Raw genomic sequence first — 17748 nt, 5'->3', positions numbered from 1 at the left:
TGTTCCTTTTATCTTTTTATATGAGCTTCAGCTCGGCAAGCCGCGCGTCTACGTCTGCTTTCCATGCGGCCCGCAAGGTTTCATTGTCAGTTTGGCGCAGGCCCATTTCCTTGAGCCGGTCAAACCGCCCCGATTGTGCTGGGCCGAAAGTTTCCGCAACCCGCGGCATCCAATATCCGACGGATGCTAAAGCCTCTGCACGGTCTGTTTCGTTGCCAGCCAGAGCCTGCAGCCCCTCCAAGCCAAGCTCCATATGGCGCTGTTCGCGCGGTAGGATTTTGCGGAACACTTCTCCAAGCGGCTGATAAGAGGTTTGGCTGAGTTCCTTGAGCTGATGCACTGTCGCCAGGCCCATCAGGAAGTTCATGACAACCGCATCGGCCCAGCCTTGCATTGGGTAATGAAACACCGACAAGCGCATGTCTCCGCCCTGACGTTTCGGATCAACATGGGCATCCCTGGATTGACGGGCGGACCAGCTGTGCGCCTTGTTGTAAAGCGCCTTGTCGGTACCAAAGTCGGTCATCAGATCGAGCACCTGTTCGGCGTGATCGACCTTTTCCAAAGTGATCCGGCTCGCCGCAATGCGTTCCTTCAAACCAGGCGCCCAATTGATTGCATCGGCAAATCCGGCAGACCCGGCCAGCTCACTGTCAACAAAGGACGACATCAATCGCAGGAGTTCGCCTCGGTAGCGCGGCGGAACATTGTTCGGAGAGGAGAGCTTGCCGCCTTTGGCCAAATAGTCGGTCAAGGACATGGCGGTGTTGTCTTCAAGAACGGCTTCATTCGTCATAGCTGATCACCACCTTGTCTGAGACCGGAATGCATTGGCAGGAAAGGACATAACCGGCGCGGACTTCGTAGTCCTCCAGCGCATGGTTCACTTCCATCTCCACTTCGCCTTCAACGACTTTTGCCCGGCATGTAGAGCAGACGCCTGCCTTACAGGAGAAGGGTGCATCCATGGAATTGGCGATGGCCGCTTCCAAAACAGACGTGCCGTTCTTTTCCATCTGGAAGTTCCGGGTGCTGCCGTCGAGCGTGACGGATATATCGCACGTTCCAGCGCCGGTAGCAGCAGACTGCGATGTTGCGCGGGCTTTCGCCCGTCCCGGCTGGGAAGAAGCAAAGAGCTCAAACCGGATCTGTTCATCTGTGAGACCGTGTTTGCGCAATCCATCCGCGATGGTCAGCATCATTGGTTCCGGACCGCAGATGAAGGCAGTGTCGACACCTTCCGCGTCCACCCAAAGCTTGAACAAGAGGTCCATTTTTTCGGCGTCGATCTGACCGGTAAACAAGTCGATATCCTGGGACTCGGTTTCCAGAATATGGATCACTGAGAAGCGGCCGATGTGGCTGTTCTTGAGATCTTCCAGCTCCTCTCGGAACATGATCGAACTGGTCTGCCGGTTGGCATAGATCAGTGTGAAGGTGCTATTTGGCTCACGCGCCAGTACGGTCTTGATGATCGACAAAACCGGGGTAATTCCGGATCCACCGGCAAACCCGAGATAGTTTTTCGTCTTCTCCGGTTCCAGATCCGTAAAAAAACGGCCCATCGGCGGCATGACGTCCAGATGATCACCAACCTTCAGCTCTTCATTGGCCCAGGTTGAAAAGGCACCGCCTTCGACCCGCTTGATTCCGACCTTAAGGCAGCCTTCGTCTTTGCCTGTGCAGATCGAATAGGACCGGCGCAGTTCTTCACCGTCGAAGTCGCGGCGAAAGGTCAGATATTGGCCTTGTGTAAACTCAAAAGCGTTTTGATCAGCCGCATCCGGCTGCAATGTAACCACAACGGCATCGCGCGTGTCGCGGCGGATGTCGGTAACTTCTAGCGAATGGAATCGTGCCATAGGCGAAACCCTCCTCCTGGGCGTCAAATGCACTTGAAATAGTCGAATGGTTCCAGGCAGTCCTTGCAGCGCCAGGCGGCTTTGCAAGGGGTTGACCCGAACTGGCTGACCCGCTCTGTGTGAGCGGACCCGCATCTTGGGCAGGGAACCACGAGATTGGTTTTGCCGGACAAGCGCGCAGCTTTTGCGCTCATGCCGTCAGCGGCCGTGCCATCAATGGGCGGCGCAATGCCAAACTGCGTCAGCTTTTCGCGCGCTTCCGGTGTGACCCAGTCCGTAGTCCAGGGTGGCGACAATCGGTGCTCAAGACGAATGTCCTGCAGGCCCTTTTCCCGCAGCTTGTCCTCGATCATCAAATCAATGACAGCCGTAGCAGGGCAGCCTGAGTAGGTCGGCGTGACGGCGACAACAAGGGTTTCGCCCTCATAGTGCACGTCGCGGATGATTCCGAGCTCGGTAACTGAGACAACCGGAATTTCCGGATCAGGAACTTCAGCAAGCCAGTCCCAGACCTGCTCAGTCGGCGTGGTTTGGGTGATGGACATGGCCTTGATCCCTTACCAGGCCGCGCCAGGATAGGCGCGTTGCAGAAATTGCATCTCCGCCAGAATGTACCCAAGATGCTCTGTATGCCGGCCTTGCTTGCCACCCTTGTGAACGAAGCCTGCGCCTTCCGGCAGAGCCAGAGTGGCTTCTTCCAGAACTTCGCGCACGCTGATTTCCCAAGCAGCCTTCAGGTCTTCAGGTTTAGGCGCAATCCCAGCCTCAGCGACCGCAGCATCCAGCTCATCTCCGATGAACATTTCGCCGGTGTAAGGCCACAGAAGATCCAGTGCACCCTGCATGCGCTGATGGCTTTCCGGTGTGCCGTCACCCAACCGGACAACCAGATCGGACGCCCGTTCCAGATGGTAGCTGACTTCCTTCAGAGCCTTGGCAGCAATCTCGGCAACACGCGGGCTCTTGGAGTTCTCGGCAAGCCGAGACAGCAGAATGTGATGATAAGCATCGAACAGGAACTCACGCATCATCGTCACGCCCATATCGCCCTTTGGCAATTCAACAAGCAGGACATTGCGGAATTTGAAGGCATCGCGCAGATAGGCAAGCTGATCGGCATCCCGGCCTTCGCCTTCCACTTCTCCCGCAAGACCCAGCCACAGTTGGGTGTGGCCGATCAGATCGAGAGCCGTGTTGGCCAGCGCAATATCTTCTTCCAAAACCGGACCATGACCGCACCATTCTGAGGTGCGGTGGCCGAGGACCAGAGCATTGTCACCCATCCGGCAGAGCCATTCGAAAAAGGCCGGCTTTAGGGAAACATCCGAAATGAACTGATCCTGCACGGGTGTGGTGGTTGTGGTGTCTTCAGCCATCACATTTTCCCCACTTCTTCGGGAATATCGAAGAACGTCGGATGCCGGTAGGTCTTGCTTTCCGCCGGATCGAACAGCGGTCCTTTGTCAGACGGGCTTGAGGCCGTGATCTCCTTGGACGGCACCACCCAGATGGAAACACCTTCTTTGCGGCGGGTATAAACATCGCGCGCATGATTGATCGCCATTTCCGCATCCGATGCATGCAAGCTGCCGACGTGACGGTGGTTCAGGCCATGCTGGCCACGGATGAAAACTTCCCAGAGCGGCCATTCTTTTTTGCTCATGACTGTCTCTCCCTCAATCATCGTTGTTCGGTTATTCCGCAGCCACACCAGCTGCCTGACGGCGCGCAGCGGCTTTGTCGGCATAAGCATTCAAACCATCGCGGAACCACTCGCCGTCATCCCAAGCCTTAACCCGGGCTTCCATGCGTTCGCGGTTGCACGGGCCGTTGCCTTTAATCACTTCAAAGAACTCGCTCCAGTCCGGCTCGGCAAAGTCGTAACCTTGCTTTTCTTCGTTCCAAGTGAGCGTCTCGTCCGGAATGCTCAGACCGAGGTATTCGGCCTGCGGTACGGTCTCATTGACGAATTTCTGGCGCAGTTCGTCATTGGTGTTGATCTTGATTTTCCAGGCCATGGACTGTGCGGAATGAACAGAATCCTTGTCCGACGGGCCGAACATCATCAGCGCCGGATACCAGAACCGGTTCATGGCATCCTGGGCCATTTCCTTCTGTTCCGGTGTGCCGAAGGCCATCTTCATCATGATGGAATAGCCCTGGCGCTGGTGGAAACTTTCTTCCTTACAGATCCGGATCATTGCGCGGGAATAAGGGCCATAGGACGTGCGCTGCAGCGGCACCTGGTTCATGATCGCCGCGCCATCAACCAGCCAGCCGACCGCGCCCATGTCAGCCCAGTTCAGCGTCGGGTAGTTGAAGATCGACGAGTATTTCATCTTGCCCGAATGCAGTGCTTCGAGAAGTTCATCCCGGCTCACACCCAGCGTTTCGGCGGCGGAATAGAGATACAAACCATGGCCGGCTTCGTCCTGAACCTTGGCCAGAAGAATAGCCTTACGCTCCAAAGTCGGCGCACGGGTGATCCAGTTTCCTTCCGGCAGCTGGCCGACGATCTCTGAGTGCGCATGCTGACCGATCTGACGGATGAGAGTCTTGCGATACCCTTCCGGCATCCAATCTTTCGGCTCGATCTTTTCGCCGTTGTCGACCCGATCCTGAAACGCCTGCTCCTCGGGCGACATCTCTTCGCGCGCCTTCAGAGCATCAGATTTCACCAGCTGTGCATACATGCCACTTCCTCCAAGTCCGCCAGACAGGTCAAAAGTCCGGCGCGTTCCGTTCAGGCTTTACGACATCCGCCTATCGGCAAAATCCGACGGTGGACGCTCTCCCAAGCCCGTCAAAATAAATTACACCCGCTCCAGGATGAGGGCGATCCCCTGCCCTACTCCGACACACATGGTGCAAAGGCCATATTGACCGCCCGTGCGCTGCAGCTGGTTGGCCGCATGCAACACCAAACGGGACCCGCTCATGCCAAGCGGGTGCCCAATTGCGATTGCGCCGCCGTTGGCATTTACATGTGCGGCATCATCCGGCAGTCCAAGTTCCCGCAGCACAGCCAGCGACTGGGATGCAAAGGCCTCGTTGAGCTCAATCACATCCATCTGATCGATGGTCAGCCCGGCAAGTCCCAATGCTTTTTGCGTGGCAGGAACTGGTCCAATGCCCATGACGCGCGGCGGAACACCGGCTGCTGCCATGGCAACAATACGCGCCTTCGGCGTCAGGCCGTTCGCCTTTGCTGCATCTTCTGTGGCGATGATCGCGGCGGCCGAGCCGTCGTTCACACCTGAAGCATTGCCGGCCGTGACCGTGAGCTCAGGTGCATTGACGCCGCGCAGCTTTGCCAGGGCTTCTACGCCAGTGCCCGGACGCGGATGCTCATCCGTATCGACAACGATCGGATCACCCTTGCGCTGCGGGATTGTGACCGGGACGATTTCTTCCTTGAAAACGCCGGCCTTGTGCGCGGCATCCCAGCGGCGCTGGCTCTCAGCAGCGAACTTATCCTGATCTTCGCGGGAGATGTTATAATCTTCGGCAACGTTATCTGCCGTCTCCGGCATTGAATGTGTACCGAATGCCTTGTCCAGTTTCTTGTTCCTGAAACGCCAGCCGATGGTGGTGTCATACATTTCCGCATTGCGCGAAAAGGCGGTGGTTGCCTTGCCGACTACGAACGGCGCGCGGCTCATGCTTTCGACGCCGCCCGCAATCATCAGCTCGGCATCACCGGCCCGGATCGTACGTGCGGCCAGCCCGATGGCGTCCATACCGGATCCACACAGACGGTTGACCGTTGTTCCAGGGACCGACACCGGCAGGCCAGACAGAAGGACCGCCATGCGGGCAACATTGCGGTTGTCTTCACCGGCCTGATTGGCACACCCGAGAATGACATCTGCCACCGCTTCCCAATCAACGGACGTGTTGCGATCTTTCAAAGCTTGCAAAGGGATTGCAGCCAAATCATCTGTCCGCACTTGAGACAGGGCACCTCCATATCGTCCGATAGGTGTGCGCACTGCGTCACAGATAAAGGCATTTGGCATATGTCTCTCCCATTTGACGACCCGCAATAAAATTCATCGACCGGTCGGTCAGTTTTATATAGCACCAAAACATCACACGTAGAACCATTTTTTGGGAAAATTGTGATGTTTGCAAGAGTCACGAATTTTATCGCATATTTTTCAATAAATTAAGACCATACGCAATAAACCGGACCCACGGTAAAATAAGGCTTTTAGAGTCCTAGTTTACGGAAATTGCGCCGATTTTCCCAGTCTGCTGACACCGATTTCAAAGCAAGCACCTGCCGCCTCCCGACCTGCGCGCACGCGGGTAAGGCGCAATTTCAAAACAAAAAAGCTTGAGAGGAAACCCCTCTCAAGCCTTTCCAAATGACTTTCAATCTGTCTTCACCAATCCACTCATGGAGTGACGTCAAAGAGGCTCAGATTATTTGCAAGCGAAGTTCTCTTTTAACGTGGCCAGAACGGCTTCATTGGCCGGCATCGCCTTGCGCTTGGAATAAGACGCGTGAACCCAGCGCATGAACGCCCAGCGGACTTCGTCGGCCGTATTCAGCTCAGGAGCACATATCCCCATGCTCTCTTTGGCGCCAGTTAACTTCAAGGCATCCACAAAACCGATCATGTATTGCTCACACTCGGTTTCGGCAGCCTCCCCCCAGCGGGCATCATTGTCGGCTTCCTGGCACGGCGACAAGAGGTCTGCAGCCAGATAGACAGACGGTCCACCGTGGGAGTCGGCAAACACAGGACTTGCCACAAGAGCACCGGCAAACACGGCAGGTGCTAAAATTCGAAAAGCGCGCATCGTGTCGGGCTCCTCAGTAAATAGGCGGGATCCGGGCCGCTGAAGGTGGCCCGGATATCGGTCTTACTTTTTGCTTTCAGACAGCGCATGGATCGCTTTGTCCATGACTTCCTGGTGCTCTTTGTTGTTGACGAATTTCTCGCTGTTGACTTTGTCCCAGAGATTTTCATCCGTCATGTTCTGGTGGCAGCCCATGCATAGACCTGTCCGTTCCATCTTCTCGCGCATCTCTTGCGGAAGCGGTCCGGTCAGATCCCAGTGGGAACCAACAGACACCAGCTGTTTGCCGTCTTCGGTCACGATCCTGGAAAGGTCATGATCAAGGCTTGGGATCGGCTGGCTCTGGACAGAGGTCTTGCCAGGGATCATTTCACCCTTTGCCGTCTCCAGATCCACTGTGAAGCCTTTGTCATAACCGTTCAGGAAGCGGCCACCGGAGATGCCATATCCGAGTGCTTTCGGATTGTTGTGGCAGCTCTCACAGGACCGGGCTTCCCGGCCGGCTGTGTGCGGCTGAACAGCGGCATGCTCGACACCCTTGGTCCCGCCGGCATCCGGGGTCATCCAGGTCTCATTGTGCGCAACCGTGTTGCCATCCTTGTCGATCACGGTCGTGATCACCTGACAGCCAGGCATCAGCGGGCTGACACGGCCTTCACCGTTGATGCCCAGGGTCGGCTCTTCCCACCGCAGGTAACTGCGGGTTTCAGATACCTTGCCAGGACCGGTCATGCCGTTGGTACCCATGGCCGCATCCGGTGTCAGACCATCTTCACCGCGGTTGTTGGCGTTGGTGATCCAATCTACGTCGGTCTTGCCTTCAGAATAGTCGACAGTGACGTGACAGCCGTAGCACTGCGGTGCCCAGTCAGCATGACAGGCATAGCACTCCATGCTTTCCATGTGTTTGCCGACACTCATCATGGCAACTTCCGCATTCGGCGACTTCCAAGTGCCGTCCTTGGCAATCTGCTTCAGGACCGGAATTTCGAAGTCGAGACCAGACGCGGAGTGCATGATGACCTTGTCACCAGACTTCACGACATTGCCAAACGGGTTGCCGCGCGCTGTCAGAAGGTAACCGTCCTGAGCTTCATACTCATAAGCCAGATACTGTTCTTCTGTCAGTTCATCGGTCAGACCGCGGGCGTCGCCTTCAGCCTTAACGCCGAACTCTTCACCATATCCGAGCGGCAGCTCCCACGGGAACTGGCTGACGGTGCCGTGACAGTCCTCACACTCAACTTCAACCTGTGCCAGTGTGGTTCCCGGCAGGTTGCCGTCACCGTGCATGTCGATGGTTGTGTGACAGTCCTGGCATAGCAGTCCGCCTTCCGGATTGCCCGGACGCGACTCTTGCGCGTGGTGCAGGTCTTCCTTGATGTAGAGGTACTTCTTGGTGTGAAGCTTCGGCTGTTTGCCACCCTTTTCATCATATGGCGAGCCATAGGGGAATTCCATGATGCCTTGATAGCTGACGCCGATCCGCTTGCCACGGTTATGACAGCTCACACAGGATTCCGTCGGAATACCGGAATACTCAAGACCGTTGTGATTGACCTTGGACTTCCGAGATCCTTGCATCTGGTGGGTCAGCAGTTTGCCCGGCTGATCCTTCGCGATGGTTGGGTCGTTGCCTTCATAAAAGCCATCGTTCGAATAGGGAACGTGACAGGAAGAGCACCCGGCCCCGCGGAAGTCACCGCGTTTTTCACGGCCCGTCACACCAACGTGACAGCGCTGACACTGCTGACGGGAATAGGTGATACCAGCCAGATTCGGGTGATCAGATACCGCCTCAACATCCACATCCGGCACCTGCTCCATGGAGTCCGGCAACTGATCGGGATGCGCTTCGGCATAAGCGGTCATGTACTCTTTGTACTTGTCCGTCCCAACAGCCGGGGTTTTGCCGTCTTCATCAACCAGGGTGTAGTTGCCGTAGACCGCACGGCGGCCGTCAATCACGCCCCAGGACCACAGGTTGCCCTGAAGCTTGCCGGCTTCGGTGTTCATCAGGGATTTGGTCAAGCGCTCGGTATAACCTTCATGGCACTGGCCACAGGCTTTTTCCGCAATCGGCAAGGCTCCGGGGTCGGGATAGAAAGTATGCGGACCACCGGCATCAGCCAGATCTTGAACTGTGCCCTTGTGGGCATCTTCGGCGGTCAGCCCTTGCGGATTACCGCCATGACAAACCACACAGCCAGCAGGATCGCCGAGATCCGGCCCCATGGCTTCAATGGTTTCCATCATCACGCCACCAGTGAATTTTTCAATTCCCTCGTGGCACGACAAACAGCCCTTTTCCTGGGCGACCGCAAGGTCGACCTTTTCGGGCACTTCTTGCGCAAAGGCAGAGCCACACAGCAGCACGCCAATCGCAATCAACAGGTTTCTCATAAGACCCGACTCCTCTCCGAGTTCAGTCTTCCTGAAGCTACGAAGGAGCAGAATCTCATTCCCTGATAATTGTCAGAGTTCTGCAATTAGCAGGTATCAAAGGTTACATATTTAGTTTCAAAGATTTGAAATGATTCAAATCATAGAGAGGAGTTCGAAGGCACTGTAGCGTTCTTTGCGTGAACCTTACTAACCAAAGTCAAGTAGGCAACAGGTTCGTGCGGGGGCCGCATGTCGAGTTACAATGTTTCGATAAATGGCAATCTGGAATGCGGCGAGTCCATGTGTGCACACAGGCTTTGCCGGAGCGCACAGTCCACTCACTCAAGCCGCCGGCACAAAATGCTGCGCCGTGGCGACAGACTGGATATCTCAGAAGGGTTTTGCCGGAAAATCTGGGTCATTCTCAGCGGCATGACCGCTATCTGCATTGGGCTGGCTGACGGCCGTCGCCAGATACTCGGCATTGAAACCGCCGGAAATGTCATTTGCGGTGTTGGGACCAGCGCGGGTCCCCGAACGGGTGAATGGATCGAGGCGCTCTGCGACACGATGTTATGCGAGCTCGACCTTCAAACAATGGTTCAAATGAGCGACGGATCGAGGCAAGGTTGCCCGGAAGCTCTGGTGAGCGAACTCTTCAATGTCATGCATCAACGGCTGGAAGAGTGTTCTGCGCATCTCGTTACCCTCGGCCGGCTCGACAGCACCGAACGGGTCACTCTGTTTCTTTTGGACATGGCTAACCGGATTGGCCGGCCCGTGAACCAGGGCATCTACGTCGAACTTCCGATGACCCGGGAGGACATTGCCGACTATTTGGGGCTGAATACCGAAACCATTAGCCGGATCTTCACCCGGCTGAAAAAAAGCAAACTGGTCCAGTTTCCGGCACGCAATGCCTATTCTCTGATTGATCCGGCAGCGCTTCAAAGACGGTTGCCGTTACCTGTGCCAGAGACCTCGACAAACTCTGTTGTCAGGGAGTTCCTGACTGGGTCCACCTCACCTCAATCTTTCCGGGACGGAGCCTGTTCATGATCATCGAATTTGGTCATTTTTGTCTAGTCTTGGCGCTTGCAGTTGCCGTTCTCCAGGCCATCGTCCCGATTTGGGGTCTTCAAACCGACAACGCCTCCGCCATGCGCTTTGCGGATCACGCAGCGGAGATCCAGTTCCTTGCGATCGCGGCCGCCTTTGGAGCTCTCACCTACGCTTATGTGGTGTCCGACTTCTCGGTTCTGAACGTTGCGCTCAACAGCCATTCCAGCAAGCCGCTACTTTACAAAGTGACGGGTGTCTGGGCGAACCACGAAGGGTCGATGCTTCTCTGGGTGTTGATCTTGGCCTTGTTCAGTGTTCTGATCGCCTTCTTCGGCAAGACCATTCCGGTCAGCATGCGCTCCGTAGTGCTCGCCGTCCAGGCCATGATCGGCGTTGGTTTCATCGGATTTATCCTGCTCACATCAAACCCGTTTGAGCGCATTCCGCATCCGCCGCTCGATGGCCAGGGCATGAACCCGCTGCTTCAGGATCCGGGCGTCGCCTTCCATCCGCCGCTGCTTTATCTCGGTTATGTCGGGTTTTCGACCGCGTTCTCCTTTGCTATTGCAGCTCTGGTTCGTGGCCAAGTTGATCCCAGCTGGGCCCGCTGGATGCGCCCCTGGGTATTGCTGGCCTGGTCCGGCTTGACCGCCGGTATCGCGCTTGGCAGCTGGTGGGCTTACTACGAACTCGGCTGGGGCGGTTTCTGGTTCTGGGACCCGGTTGAAAATGCGTCCTTTATGCCCTGGCTCCTGGGAACGGCACTGCTCCACTCGGCCATCGTCGTTGAAAAACGCGCAGCCCTCCTAACCTGGACAATCCTACTGGCAATCCTGACCTTTGCACTGAGTTTGGTAGGCACCTTCCTGGTCCGGTCCGGCATTCTGTCGTCCGTTCACGCATTCGCAAACGATCCGGAACGCGGTGTCTTCATCCTTCTGCTGTTGGTCCTGGCGATCGGTGGAGCCTTGACCCTCTTTGCAGCGCGGGCGTCGCACATCCGGGAAGGCGGAACTTTCGGAACACTCTCCCGCGAGACGGGTTTGCTGATGAACAATGTGCTGTTGAGTGCCTGCACAGCAACCGTCTTTGTCGGCACGTTGTTCCCGCTCTTCCTTGATATCGCGACAGGCGAAAAAATCACCGTCGGCGCACCGTACTTCAACCGAACCTTCCTGCCCATCTTCGCAGGTGTTGTTCTGCTCGCCGGAATTGGCCCTTTCTTGTCCTGGAAACGGGCCAACATGCGCCGTGTCCGCAAGGATACGCTGATAACAGCATCGACAACTGCAGTCCTGGGACTCCTGTTGCTAGTTGTCTTTGGCACACCCGATCCGGTTAGCATCTTCGGCATCGGCACCGCGCTTTTCCTAGGCGTCGCAACGCTCCTTGATCTCGCCCGCCGCGCCGGTGTCGGGTCGGCAAGATGGTCAGCTATTCCAAGACGATTGTTCGGCCTGCCGCTGTCAGCTTGGGGGCTCTATACCGGACATCTAGGGATCGCAATCGCCTCGGCCGGTGTCGTTGCTGCATCCCTCTGGAGCATCGAAAAGATACAGACCGTCACACCGGGCATCCCGATTGAGGTCGGCCGGTACGAATATAACTTGGTACAGGTCAAGGACGGCTTTGGGCCGAATTACAGGACATCTGTCGCCACTGTCGACGTCACCTTAGGCGGCGAACCGGTGACCACGCTCTATCCCGAGCGCCGCTGGTATCCGGTTGAGCAAAAACCCACGACAGAAGCCGGCATTGAAACCCGCTGGCACGGCGATTACTACGCAGTGCTGGGCGATCCGGCTGCCAATGGCCAGTTTGTGGTTCGCTTCTACTATAATCCTGGCGTGCCCTGGATGTGGCTCGGCGCCCTGCTGATTTCCTTGTCCGGACTGATTTCGCTCGGTGACCGCCGCCTCCGTGTCGGCGTTCCGACTGCCCGCAAATCATCTGGGGCACTGCCCCAACCGGCCGAATAGGAGGCAGTCTGATGACCACAGCTCTCCGGCTATCAATAAGACAGCTTCTGGCAGCACTTGTCGCCTTAACTCTTGCATCCGGCGCAGCCCTTGCGGTTGACGGCAGCGAAATGTTTGCCGACCCGACCAAAGAAGAACGCGCCCGGGAAATCGGCCGCCAGCTCCGATGCATGGTCTGCCAGAACCAGTCGATCTTTGATTCCAATTCCGGTTTGGCCAAAGACCTCAGAGTCCTGGTGCGCACCCGTATGGAAGAAGGCGAAACGGATAAGGAGATCCTCTCCTACATCGCGGACCGCTATGGCGATTATGTCCTGTTGAATCCGCGTATGTCGCTCAAAAACGCTGTCCTTTGGCTAACGCCGGTCATGGCACTGCTGCTGAGCCTGGGGGCTGCCATCGGATATATGAGATCCCGTAGGCACCCTGTTGAAGAGGTGCCGCTGACCGAGGAAGAACGCTCTTCGGCGCAGAAAATACTGAAGGATGGCCGGTCATGACCTCTTTTTGGATTCTGACAATTGCCGCTTTGGGTCTGTGCGCCCTTTGGCTGGTCTGGCCGTTTTTGCGCCGAACCGAAGTTGAACGGGATGAAACCGACGCAGCCTTGTCGATTTATCGGGATCAAGCCGATGAGGTCCATCGAGACCTGGATGCCGGGCTTATTTCACAGTCGGAGTTTGATGCCGCCCAAAGAGAAATCGAAGCGCGTGCCCTCCGGGCCGCCCGTCATTCTGTCGGCGGCATGTCTGTGTCTCACCGCTCACCGATCGTTGCAGTCCTTGTCTTGATCGCAGTTTGTGTCGGGTCGATCGGCGGATACCTCTGGCTCGGCCATCCTGAACTGCAAGACCAGCCGCTGGCGGCTCGTAAAACGGAAACCCTGATCCGCAAGGCGGAGGCAGGCGACATCAACAGCCGCATCCAGCTTTTGGTTGAAGCAGTCAAGGAGAGCCCGGAATCTTTTGAAAACTGGTGGCTGCTCGCAAAAAGCTATGCGGCGACCGGTGACAATGCGTCTGCAGCCGATGCTTACAGACGCGCAGCGGAATTGTCCGGCAATGATCCGAGCGTTCTGTCCACTTATGCTGAATCCATGACCTTGGCCAATGGCAACAAGGTTCCCCAGGCAGCAAAGATTCTGTTCGAGCAAATCCGGGCAGAAAACAACGACCCGCGGGCACGCTATTACCTGGCTCTTGCAAAGGCCCAGGCACAAGATTTTGAGGGCGCATTGAACGACTGGACCGCCCTTGCAGCAGATTCCGATCCGCGCGCACCATGGATGCAGCTCGTCCGGCGCGACATCGTCAATATGGCCCGCTTCACCAAACGGGATGTCAAAGACTATTTGCCGGAAGCAACCGACACCGAAGTCGCCAGAGCCGGCGGTGATGGCAACGGTAGGGATCCGGTTGCCCTCGCCGACCGGGCAGCAGATCTGGATCAATCCTTGGTGGGTGACCCGACCAACTACAAGGACTGGCAGGAGCTGGCTCAAATCCGAGCTGCTCTCGGCGAAGACGATCTGGCACGTTTGGCCATCGAAGAAGCCCGTCAGCGGTTTGCCGCGGCCCCGTTCGTCCTTGCCAAGATCAATGAGACTGCGACTGATCTGGGTTTGGACCTCATTGAAAGCCAATCCGGCACCAAAAGAATAACCGACGAAGACGTAGCTGCTGTCCAAAGCCTGTCACAAGATGATCAAGCTGACCTCATTCAAGGGATGGTCGCAGGATTGGCCGCCAAGCTGGAAGAAAACCCCGACAACCCTGATGGATGGACAATGCTGGTGCGGTCTTACGCGACCCTGGGTGACACCGAAAAAGCAGAAGCAGCTTTTGCCAAGGCGGAGGATCACTATGCTTCCGACCCGATCATACTAGCACGGATCAAAAAGAGCGTTGGGAGCTTGATCGGCAAGTAATTTCGCTGCGACGGTGTGTCTGTCCTAACCGGAAAGCTGCAACACCTGAAGCCTTCAGGAACCCTGGCCAAGATCCTTGAGTTTCGCAACGCGCAAGCGCTGGACACTCTGTGCAGTAGGTAGTATCAACAGGCGACCTAAAATTTTCGTGATATCTGACAAACTTCGAAAAATATCGATATTATCAACCTCATGAGCATCCAGGCCCAATTAGATCCGGCGCAAGAGCCGTCCGCCACCCAGCGTGCTTATCTAGCGCTTCGGCACAAGATCCTGACTGGAGAAATACCGCCGGGTGAAAAGCTTAAAATAGAAAGTCTCCGCAAAATCCTGGACATGGGCGGCTCACCGATCCGCGAAGCCCTCACGTTGCTGGTGTCAGACCTTTTGGTGGAGCGGCTTGATCAACGCGGGTTCCGCAGCGCCGAGGTCGGTCCTGAGAATTTCGCAGAGATCTTGAAACTTCGCTGTCATCTTGAGGAGATGGCTCTGCGCGAGAGCATCGAGCATGCCAATCAGGCTTGGGAAGATCAGCTGGTGATCAGCCATCACAGAATGATGCGCGAACCGCGCAGTAACGTTGAGCGGTTCGAAGACCTGCATAAGGCCTTTCACATGAGCCTGATCGGGGCCTGCACATCGAATGTCTTGCTGAAGTTCTGCAATCAACTCTACGATCTCAATATCCGTTATCGTTATCTGGCTGGCAAAGCGCTGGATTATTCCACTCGCGACATCGGCAAGGAGCATACAGAGATCATGAATGCCGCGGTCGACCGCGACACTGAAAAAGCCTGTCACTTGCTGCTAGATCACTATCAGCGGACCGGGGCTTTTCTGGAAAAGCACTTTTCTTCCGAAGCCGTCGCGTAACGCGAACGATTCATTTCAGAACGAGACACAGCAACAAAAAAGGCGGGCACATAACTCCCGCCTTTGTTTTTTTAAGCTTTGCCGCCTAAGCCTTGACCAGGATTAGGTCGAAGGAAGCCTTTAAAAAGGGCCCATCGACCTTGCCGGAGAGCTCGAACCCTTCTTCCGGGAAACTTCCGGCCGGCTGCTCGACATAGGTCATGATCAAATCTTCACGGACACCAAAGACAGTGTCTTCGTCCAAATATGGATCATCATCCGGGAAAATTTCAGTCACCAGATCACGATACCCAGGCGCTTTTACTATGTAGTGGAGGTGTGACGGACGCCACGGGTGGCGGCCGCTGGCATTCAAGATATCGCCAACCGGCCCGTCACTAGGAACCGTGTAACTAATTGGTTTTACGGATGTAAAAGCATAACGCCCGTCTTTTCCGGTCGTTTGAATCCCATGGAAGGAGTAGGTGTCCTGATCCGGGTCCTGACTGGAATACATCCCATTTGGTGCGGTTTGCCAGATATCCAGCTCCGCTCCCTCGATCGGGTTCCCCATAACGTCCCGGATCGTGCCCTCGGCCAAAAGGACTTGCTCTTTGAAGTCTTTTCTGAGGTCGCCACCAATCGGCAAAGCTGGTGCTCCGGTAATATGGAACGGACCAAGCACGCTTGACGATGTTCCCTCCGGGCTGGAATGCAGCATGTCGACAAGGGACGACAATCCTAGCACGTCGGAAAGCAGCACAAATTCATGCCGCTCTTCATCAGAGATGTTTCCAGCCCACTCCAGAAACTCAATGCCCTTACGCCATTCGGCATGGGTCAAGTTCGTATCACGTGCAAAATCATGCAAATGAGTAACGAGGCTCTTCAGTATTTCCTTCAACCGCGGGTCTGTATCCGCGCCGAAATAGTTCATGAAAACGTCGGTTATGTTGTCTTTGGTGACGCGGCGCATGAAGTCCTCTTAGTTTAGGATGGCCAGGCTCAATGACGGCCAGCGGATCAAGGCAACCAGGACAATCAGCATGACCAGCGCGAACGGAAACGCGCCGACAAAGACGTCCTTGAGCGAAATCCTGGGGTCGTTCAACGTGGCTTTGATGACAAAACAGGAGATGCCGAGCGGCGGTGTCAGGAGCCCGATTTCAGCCCCGACAACCGTCACAATGCCGAACCAGACAAGCGACAGGCCCATAGGCTCGACCAGCGGCAGGAACAATGGCACGACGATAAGGATGATCGACGCCGTATCGAGGATCGTGCCCAAAAAAATCATCATGAGTACATAGATGACCATGATCCAGAAGAAGGTCATCTGTGTGTCGTTGAGTAGATCGCCAAGCTCATTCGGCACACCAGCAAGCCCGAGCATTCGGCTGTAGATCGAAGCGGCCGTGATCAGGAACAAAATAGATGCGGTGATATGACCGGTTTCCAAAAGTGCCTGCCACAGCGATTGCAGGGACAATTTTTTGCGGAACGCTGCGATCAACAATCCCAGGAGCGATCCTGCAGCGCCCGCTTCCACAGGCGTCAACCAGCCAGTATAGATCCCACCAAGGACAGCAACGATCAGCACCAACGTTGGCACAGTCTTATCGGCGATTTCCAGCGGTGACATCCACTCTGTTTCTTCCACCGAGCGGCCACCAACATATTTGGGCGTCAGCCGGCCCATCAGGAAAATCGCGACAACATAAGCGGCGGCCAGCATCAGTCCCGGAACCACCCCGGCCAAAAACATATCGCCGACACTTTGCTCAGCCACAAAAGAGTAGATGATCAGCATCGCTGATGGCGGAATGATCATTCCGAGTACCGACGATCCGGCGACGACCCCAACGGCAAAGCGTGGATTGTAGTCGAAAGCCAGCATTTGCGGCACAGAGACCTTGGAAAACACCGAGGCAGACGCGATAGAGGATCCAGTCACGGCGGCAAAGACCGCATTGGCTCCGACCGTTGCCATTCCGATCCCGCCTTTGACCCTCCGGAAACCGGAATTCATCACCTGATATATATCGGCGCCCAGCCCCGCCTTTGAGACGATCAGTCCCATAAACGTGAACAGCGGGACAGTGGCGAAGGTGTATTCCATCACACTGTCGCCAATGGCGATTTTCAAAAGATTGATGGCGAGGTCAAAATTGTCCCGCATCAACAGGATGGAAACGAAAGACACGAGGCCAAGCGCAATCGGAATGTAAACGCCGATATAGACCAGGACTACGATCGCGATGACGGACAGAGTGCCAATTTCAAAAGGTGTCACGCCTGGTCCTCTTTGTTTACTTTCATACGCAACGGCGGAAGCTTGGTTTCTGGCCGATAGACCTTCAGCAGGAATATCACTGTGCACAGACCCGCACTGAGATAGATCGCGAGTTTTATGGGCCACCAAGGCGCGGTGAAGACACCTGGCACGCCAAAGAAGTCTTTTGTTTCATACATTTCTAGGAATTCTGGCCAGATCGCATAGGCGACAAGCGCCATGAACACGGCAGATGCAAAATCGATCAGCCGGCGGAGCGACTTTACAAGACCAGGGCGTGTCACCCCCAAAACTGTCAGAAACCCATCCGAGCGGGTCAGACGGCCAACACGCACTACGTCCGGCAACTGTAGGAAGACAATGAGAACCATTGAGAACTGTACAACTTCGACAGCTCCCCTGAATGGCGCGTTGAAAAATCCACGCGCCACCACATCATAACTTACCACCAGAACGAGGGCGAGGACGATCAATGTGCCAACTGCGTTGGCGCCAATCGCCACCCAGTTGGCCACTGTTGAGATAGCCCGCAGGCCGATGTCCAAAAGACGCAGCATATGAGCTATCCTGTTTCTGATA

17 protein-coding genes are annotated in these 17748 nt (G+C 55.8%); 5 read left to right on the top strand and 12 right to left on the bottom strand.

Translation table 11 applies throughout. The annotated features are described in order from the left end of the window. Nucleotides 1-16 precede the first annotated feature (16 nt). The 9 genes from FJ695_RS09030 to FJ695_RS08990 form a co-directional block, all read right to left on the bottom strand. Nucleotides 17-796, bottom strand: a complete 780-nt coding sequence (locus FJ695_RS09030) for a Phenylacetic acid catabolic protein (RefSeq protein WP_141185133.1) — start codon at nt 794-796, stop codon at nt 17-19. After that, nucleotides 786-1862: a 1,2-phenylacetyl-CoA epoxidase subunit PaaE gene (gene paaE, locus FJ695_RS09025; protein ID WP_141185132.1), complete on the bottom strand. Its 1077-nt coding sequence runs from the start codon at nt 1860-1862 to the stop codon at nt 786-788. Before paaE ends, FJ695_RS09030 begins: the two co-directional genes overlap by 11 nt. Before the next feature lie 23 nt (nt 1863-1885). Further along, nucleotides 1886-2407, bottom strand: a complete 522-nt coding sequence (paaD, locus tag FJ695_RS09020; RefSeq protein ID WP_141185131.1) for a 1,2-phenylacetyl-CoA epoxidase subunit PaaD — start codon at nt 2405-2407, stop codon at nt 1886-1888. Nucleotides 2408-2419: 12 nt separating this feature from the next. Continuing rightward, entirely contained in the window at nt 2420-3238 is an 819-nt protein-coding gene (gene paaC / locus FJ695_RS09015; protein WP_141185130.1) for a 1,2-phenylacetyl-CoA epoxidase subunit PaaC, read from the bottom strand. After that, nucleotides 3238-3525, bottom strand: coding sequence for a 1,2-phenylacetyl-CoA epoxidase subunit PaaB (gene paaB / locus FJ695_RS09010; protein WP_141185129.1), 288 nt, complete (start codon nt 3523-3525; stop codon nt 3238-3240). The genes paaC and paaB overlap by 1 nt, the downstream gene beginning before the upstream one ends. A 31-nt stretch (nt 3526-3556) precedes the next feature. Further along, entirely contained in the window at nt 3557-4555 is a 999-nt protein-coding gene (gene paaA, locus FJ695_RS09005; RefSeq protein WP_141185128.1) for a 1,2-phenylacetyl-CoA epoxidase subunit PaaA, read from the bottom strand. A gap of 120 nt (nt 4556-4675) precedes the next feature. Beyond that, nucleotides 4676-5881, bottom strand: a complete 1206-nt coding sequence (gene pcaF / locus FJ695_RS09000) for a 3-oxoadipyl-CoA thiolase (protein ID WP_141185127.1) — start codon at nt 5879-5881, stop codon at nt 4676-4678. A gap of 409 nt (nt 5882-6290) precedes the next feature. Then, nucleotides 6291-6671: a Rap1a/Tai family immunity protein gene (locus FJ695_RS08995; protein ID WP_141185126.1), complete on the bottom strand. Its 381-nt coding sequence runs from the start codon at nt 6669-6671 to the stop codon at nt 6291-6293. A 63-nt stretch (nt 6672-6734) separates the two neighbouring features. Continuing rightward, on the bottom strand, nt 6735-9074 hold the full coding sequence (locus FJ695_RS08990) for a multiheme c-type cytochrome (RefSeq protein ID WP_141185125.1): 2340 nt from the start codon (nt 9072-9074) through the stop codon (nt 6735-6737). Between the two features lie 231 nt (nt 9075-9305). Between FJ695_RS08990 and FJ695_RS08985 the strand changes: the two genes are divergently transcribed. The 5 genes from FJ695_RS08985 (at nt 9306) to FJ695_RS08965 (ending at nt 14897) form a co-directional block, all read left to right on the top strand. Next, nucleotides 9306-10115, top strand: a complete 810-nt coding sequence (locus FJ695_RS08985) for a Crp/Fnr family transcriptional regulator (protein WP_141185124.1) — start codon at nt 9306-9308, stop codon at nt 10113-10115. Continuing rightward, a complete protein-coding gene (locus tag FJ695_RS08980) occupies nt 10112-12097 on the top strand; it encodes a heme lyase CcmF/NrfE family subunit (protein ID WP_141185123.1) in 1986 nt (661 codons plus the stop codon). Before FJ695_RS08985 ends, FJ695_RS08980 begins: the two co-directional genes overlap by 4 nt. An 11-nt stretch (nt 12098-12108) precedes the next feature. Beyond that, nucleotides 12109-12597 (top strand): cytochrome c-type biogenesis protein, encoded by a 489-nt coding sequence (locus FJ695_RS08975; protein ID WP_141185122.1) that lies wholly within the window; start codon nt 12109-12111, stop codon nt 12595-12597. Further along, on the top strand, nt 12594-14024 hold the full coding sequence (gene ccmI / locus FJ695_RS08970) for a c-type cytochrome biogenesis protein CcmI (protein WP_141185121.1): 1431 nt from the start codon (nt 12594-12596) through the stop codon (nt 14022-14024). Before FJ695_RS08975 ends, ccmI begins: the two co-directional genes overlap by 4 nt. Before the next feature lie 192 nt (nt 14025-14216). Continuing rightward, a complete protein-coding gene (locus tag FJ695_RS08965; RefSeq protein WP_141185120.1) occupies nt 14217-14897 on the top strand; it encodes a GntR family transcriptional regulator in 681 nt (226 codons plus the stop codon). 85 nt (nt 14898-14982) lie between these two features. Here the strand turns inward: FJ695_RS08965 and FJ695_RS08960 are convergent, their stop codons facing one another. The 3 genes from FJ695_RS08960 to FJ695_RS08950 are packed head-to-tail and all read right to left on the bottom strand — an operon-like array spanning nt 14983 to nt 17726. Further along, nucleotides 14983-15852 (bottom strand): dioxygenase, encoded by an 870-nt coding sequence (locus FJ695_RS08960; protein ID WP_141185119.1) that lies wholly within the window; start codon nt 15850-15852, stop codon nt 14983-14985. Nucleotides 15853-15861: 9 nt separating this feature from the next. Continuing rightward, complete coding sequence (locus FJ695_RS08955; protein ID WP_141185118.1) at nt 15862-17169, bottom strand: TRAP transporter large permease; 1308 nt, start codon at nt 17167-17169, stop codon at nt 15862-15864. Then, nucleotides 17166-17726, bottom strand: a complete 561-nt coding sequence (locus FJ695_RS08950; RefSeq protein ID WP_141185117.1) for a TRAP transporter small permease — start codon at nt 17724-17726, stop codon at nt 17166-17168. The genes FJ695_RS08955 and FJ695_RS08950 overlap by 4 nt, the downstream gene beginning before the upstream one ends. Nucleotides 17727-17748 lie beyond the last annotated feature (22 nt).

It is taken from the genome of Labrenzia sp. PHM005, from assembly GCF_006517275.1.
Classification (GTDB): Bacteria; Pseudomonadota; Alphaproteobacteria; order Rhizobiales; family Stappiaceae; genus Roseibium.
Note: the sequence above shows the minus strand (reverse complement) of the source record. Positions and strands in the feature narration are given on the sequence as shown.

What these genes read in the sequence shown, in the direction of transcription:
- paaE (WP_141185132.1), bottom strand. Translation starts at nt 1,862, where the DNA reads ATGGCACGATTCCATTCGCTAGAAGTTACCGACATCCGCCGCGACACG.
- FJ695_RS08960 (WP_141185119.1), bottom strand. Translation starts at nt 15,852, where the DNA reads ATGCGCCGCGTCACCAAAGACAACATAACCGACGTTTTCATGAACTAT.
- ccmI (WP_141185121.1), top strand. Translation starts at nt 12,594, where the DNA reads ATGACCTCTTTTTGGATTCTGACAATTGCCGCTTTGGGTCTGTGCGCC.
- paaC (WP_141185130.1), bottom strand. Translation starts at nt 3,238, where the DNA reads ATGGCTGAAGACACCACAACCACCACACCCGTGCAGGATCAGTTCATT.
- FJ695_RS08995 (WP_141185126.1), bottom strand. Translation starts at nt 6,671, where the DNA reads ATGCGCGCTTTTCGAATTTTAGCACCTGCCGTGTTTGCCGGTGCTCTT.
- FJ695_RS08975 (WP_141185122.1), top strand. Translation starts at nt 12,109, where the DNA reads ATGACCACAGCTCTCCGGCTATCAATAAGACAGCTTCTGGCAGCACTT.
- FJ695_RS08980 (WP_141185123.1), top strand. Translation starts at nt 10,112, where the DNA reads ATGATCATCGAATTTGGTCATTTTTGTCTAGTCTTGGCGCTTGCAGTT.
- paaD (WP_141185131.1), bottom strand. Translation starts at nt 2,407, where the DNA reads ATGTCCATCACCCAAACCACGCCGACTGAGCAGGTCTGGGACTGGCTT.
- FJ695_RS09030 (WP_141185133.1), bottom strand. Translation starts at nt 796, where the DNA reads ATGACGAATGAAGCCGTTCTTGAAGACAACACCGCCATGTCCTTGACC.
- paaA (WP_141185128.1), bottom strand. Translation starts at nt 4,555, where the DNA reads ATGTATGCACAGCTGGTGAAATCTGATGCTCTGAAGGCGCGCGAAGAG.
- pcaF (WP_141185127.1), bottom strand. Translation starts at nt 5,881, where the DNA reads ATGCCAAATGCCTTTATCTGTGACGCAGTGCGCACACCTATCGGACGA.
- FJ695_RS08985 (WP_141185124.1), top strand. Translation starts at nt 9,306, where the DNA reads ATGTCGAGTTACAATGTTTCGATAAATGGCAATCTGGAATGCGGCGAG.
- paaB (WP_141185129.1), bottom strand. Translation starts at nt 3,525, where the DNA reads ATGAGCAAAAAAGAATGGCCGCTCTGGGAAGTTTTCATCCGTGGCCAG.
- FJ695_RS08990 (WP_141185125.1), bottom strand. Translation starts at nt 9,074, where the DNA reads ATGAGAAACCTGTTGATTGCGATTGGCGTGCTGCTGTGTGGCTCTGCC.
- FJ695_RS08965 (WP_141185120.1), top strand. Translation starts at nt 14,217, where the DNA reads ATGAGCATCCAGGCCCAATTAGATCCGGCGCAAGAGCCGTCCGCCACC.
- FJ695_RS08950 (WP_141185117.1), bottom strand. Translation starts at nt 17,726, where the DNA reads ATGCTGCGTCTTTTGGACATCGGCCTGCGGGCTATCTCAACAGTGGCC.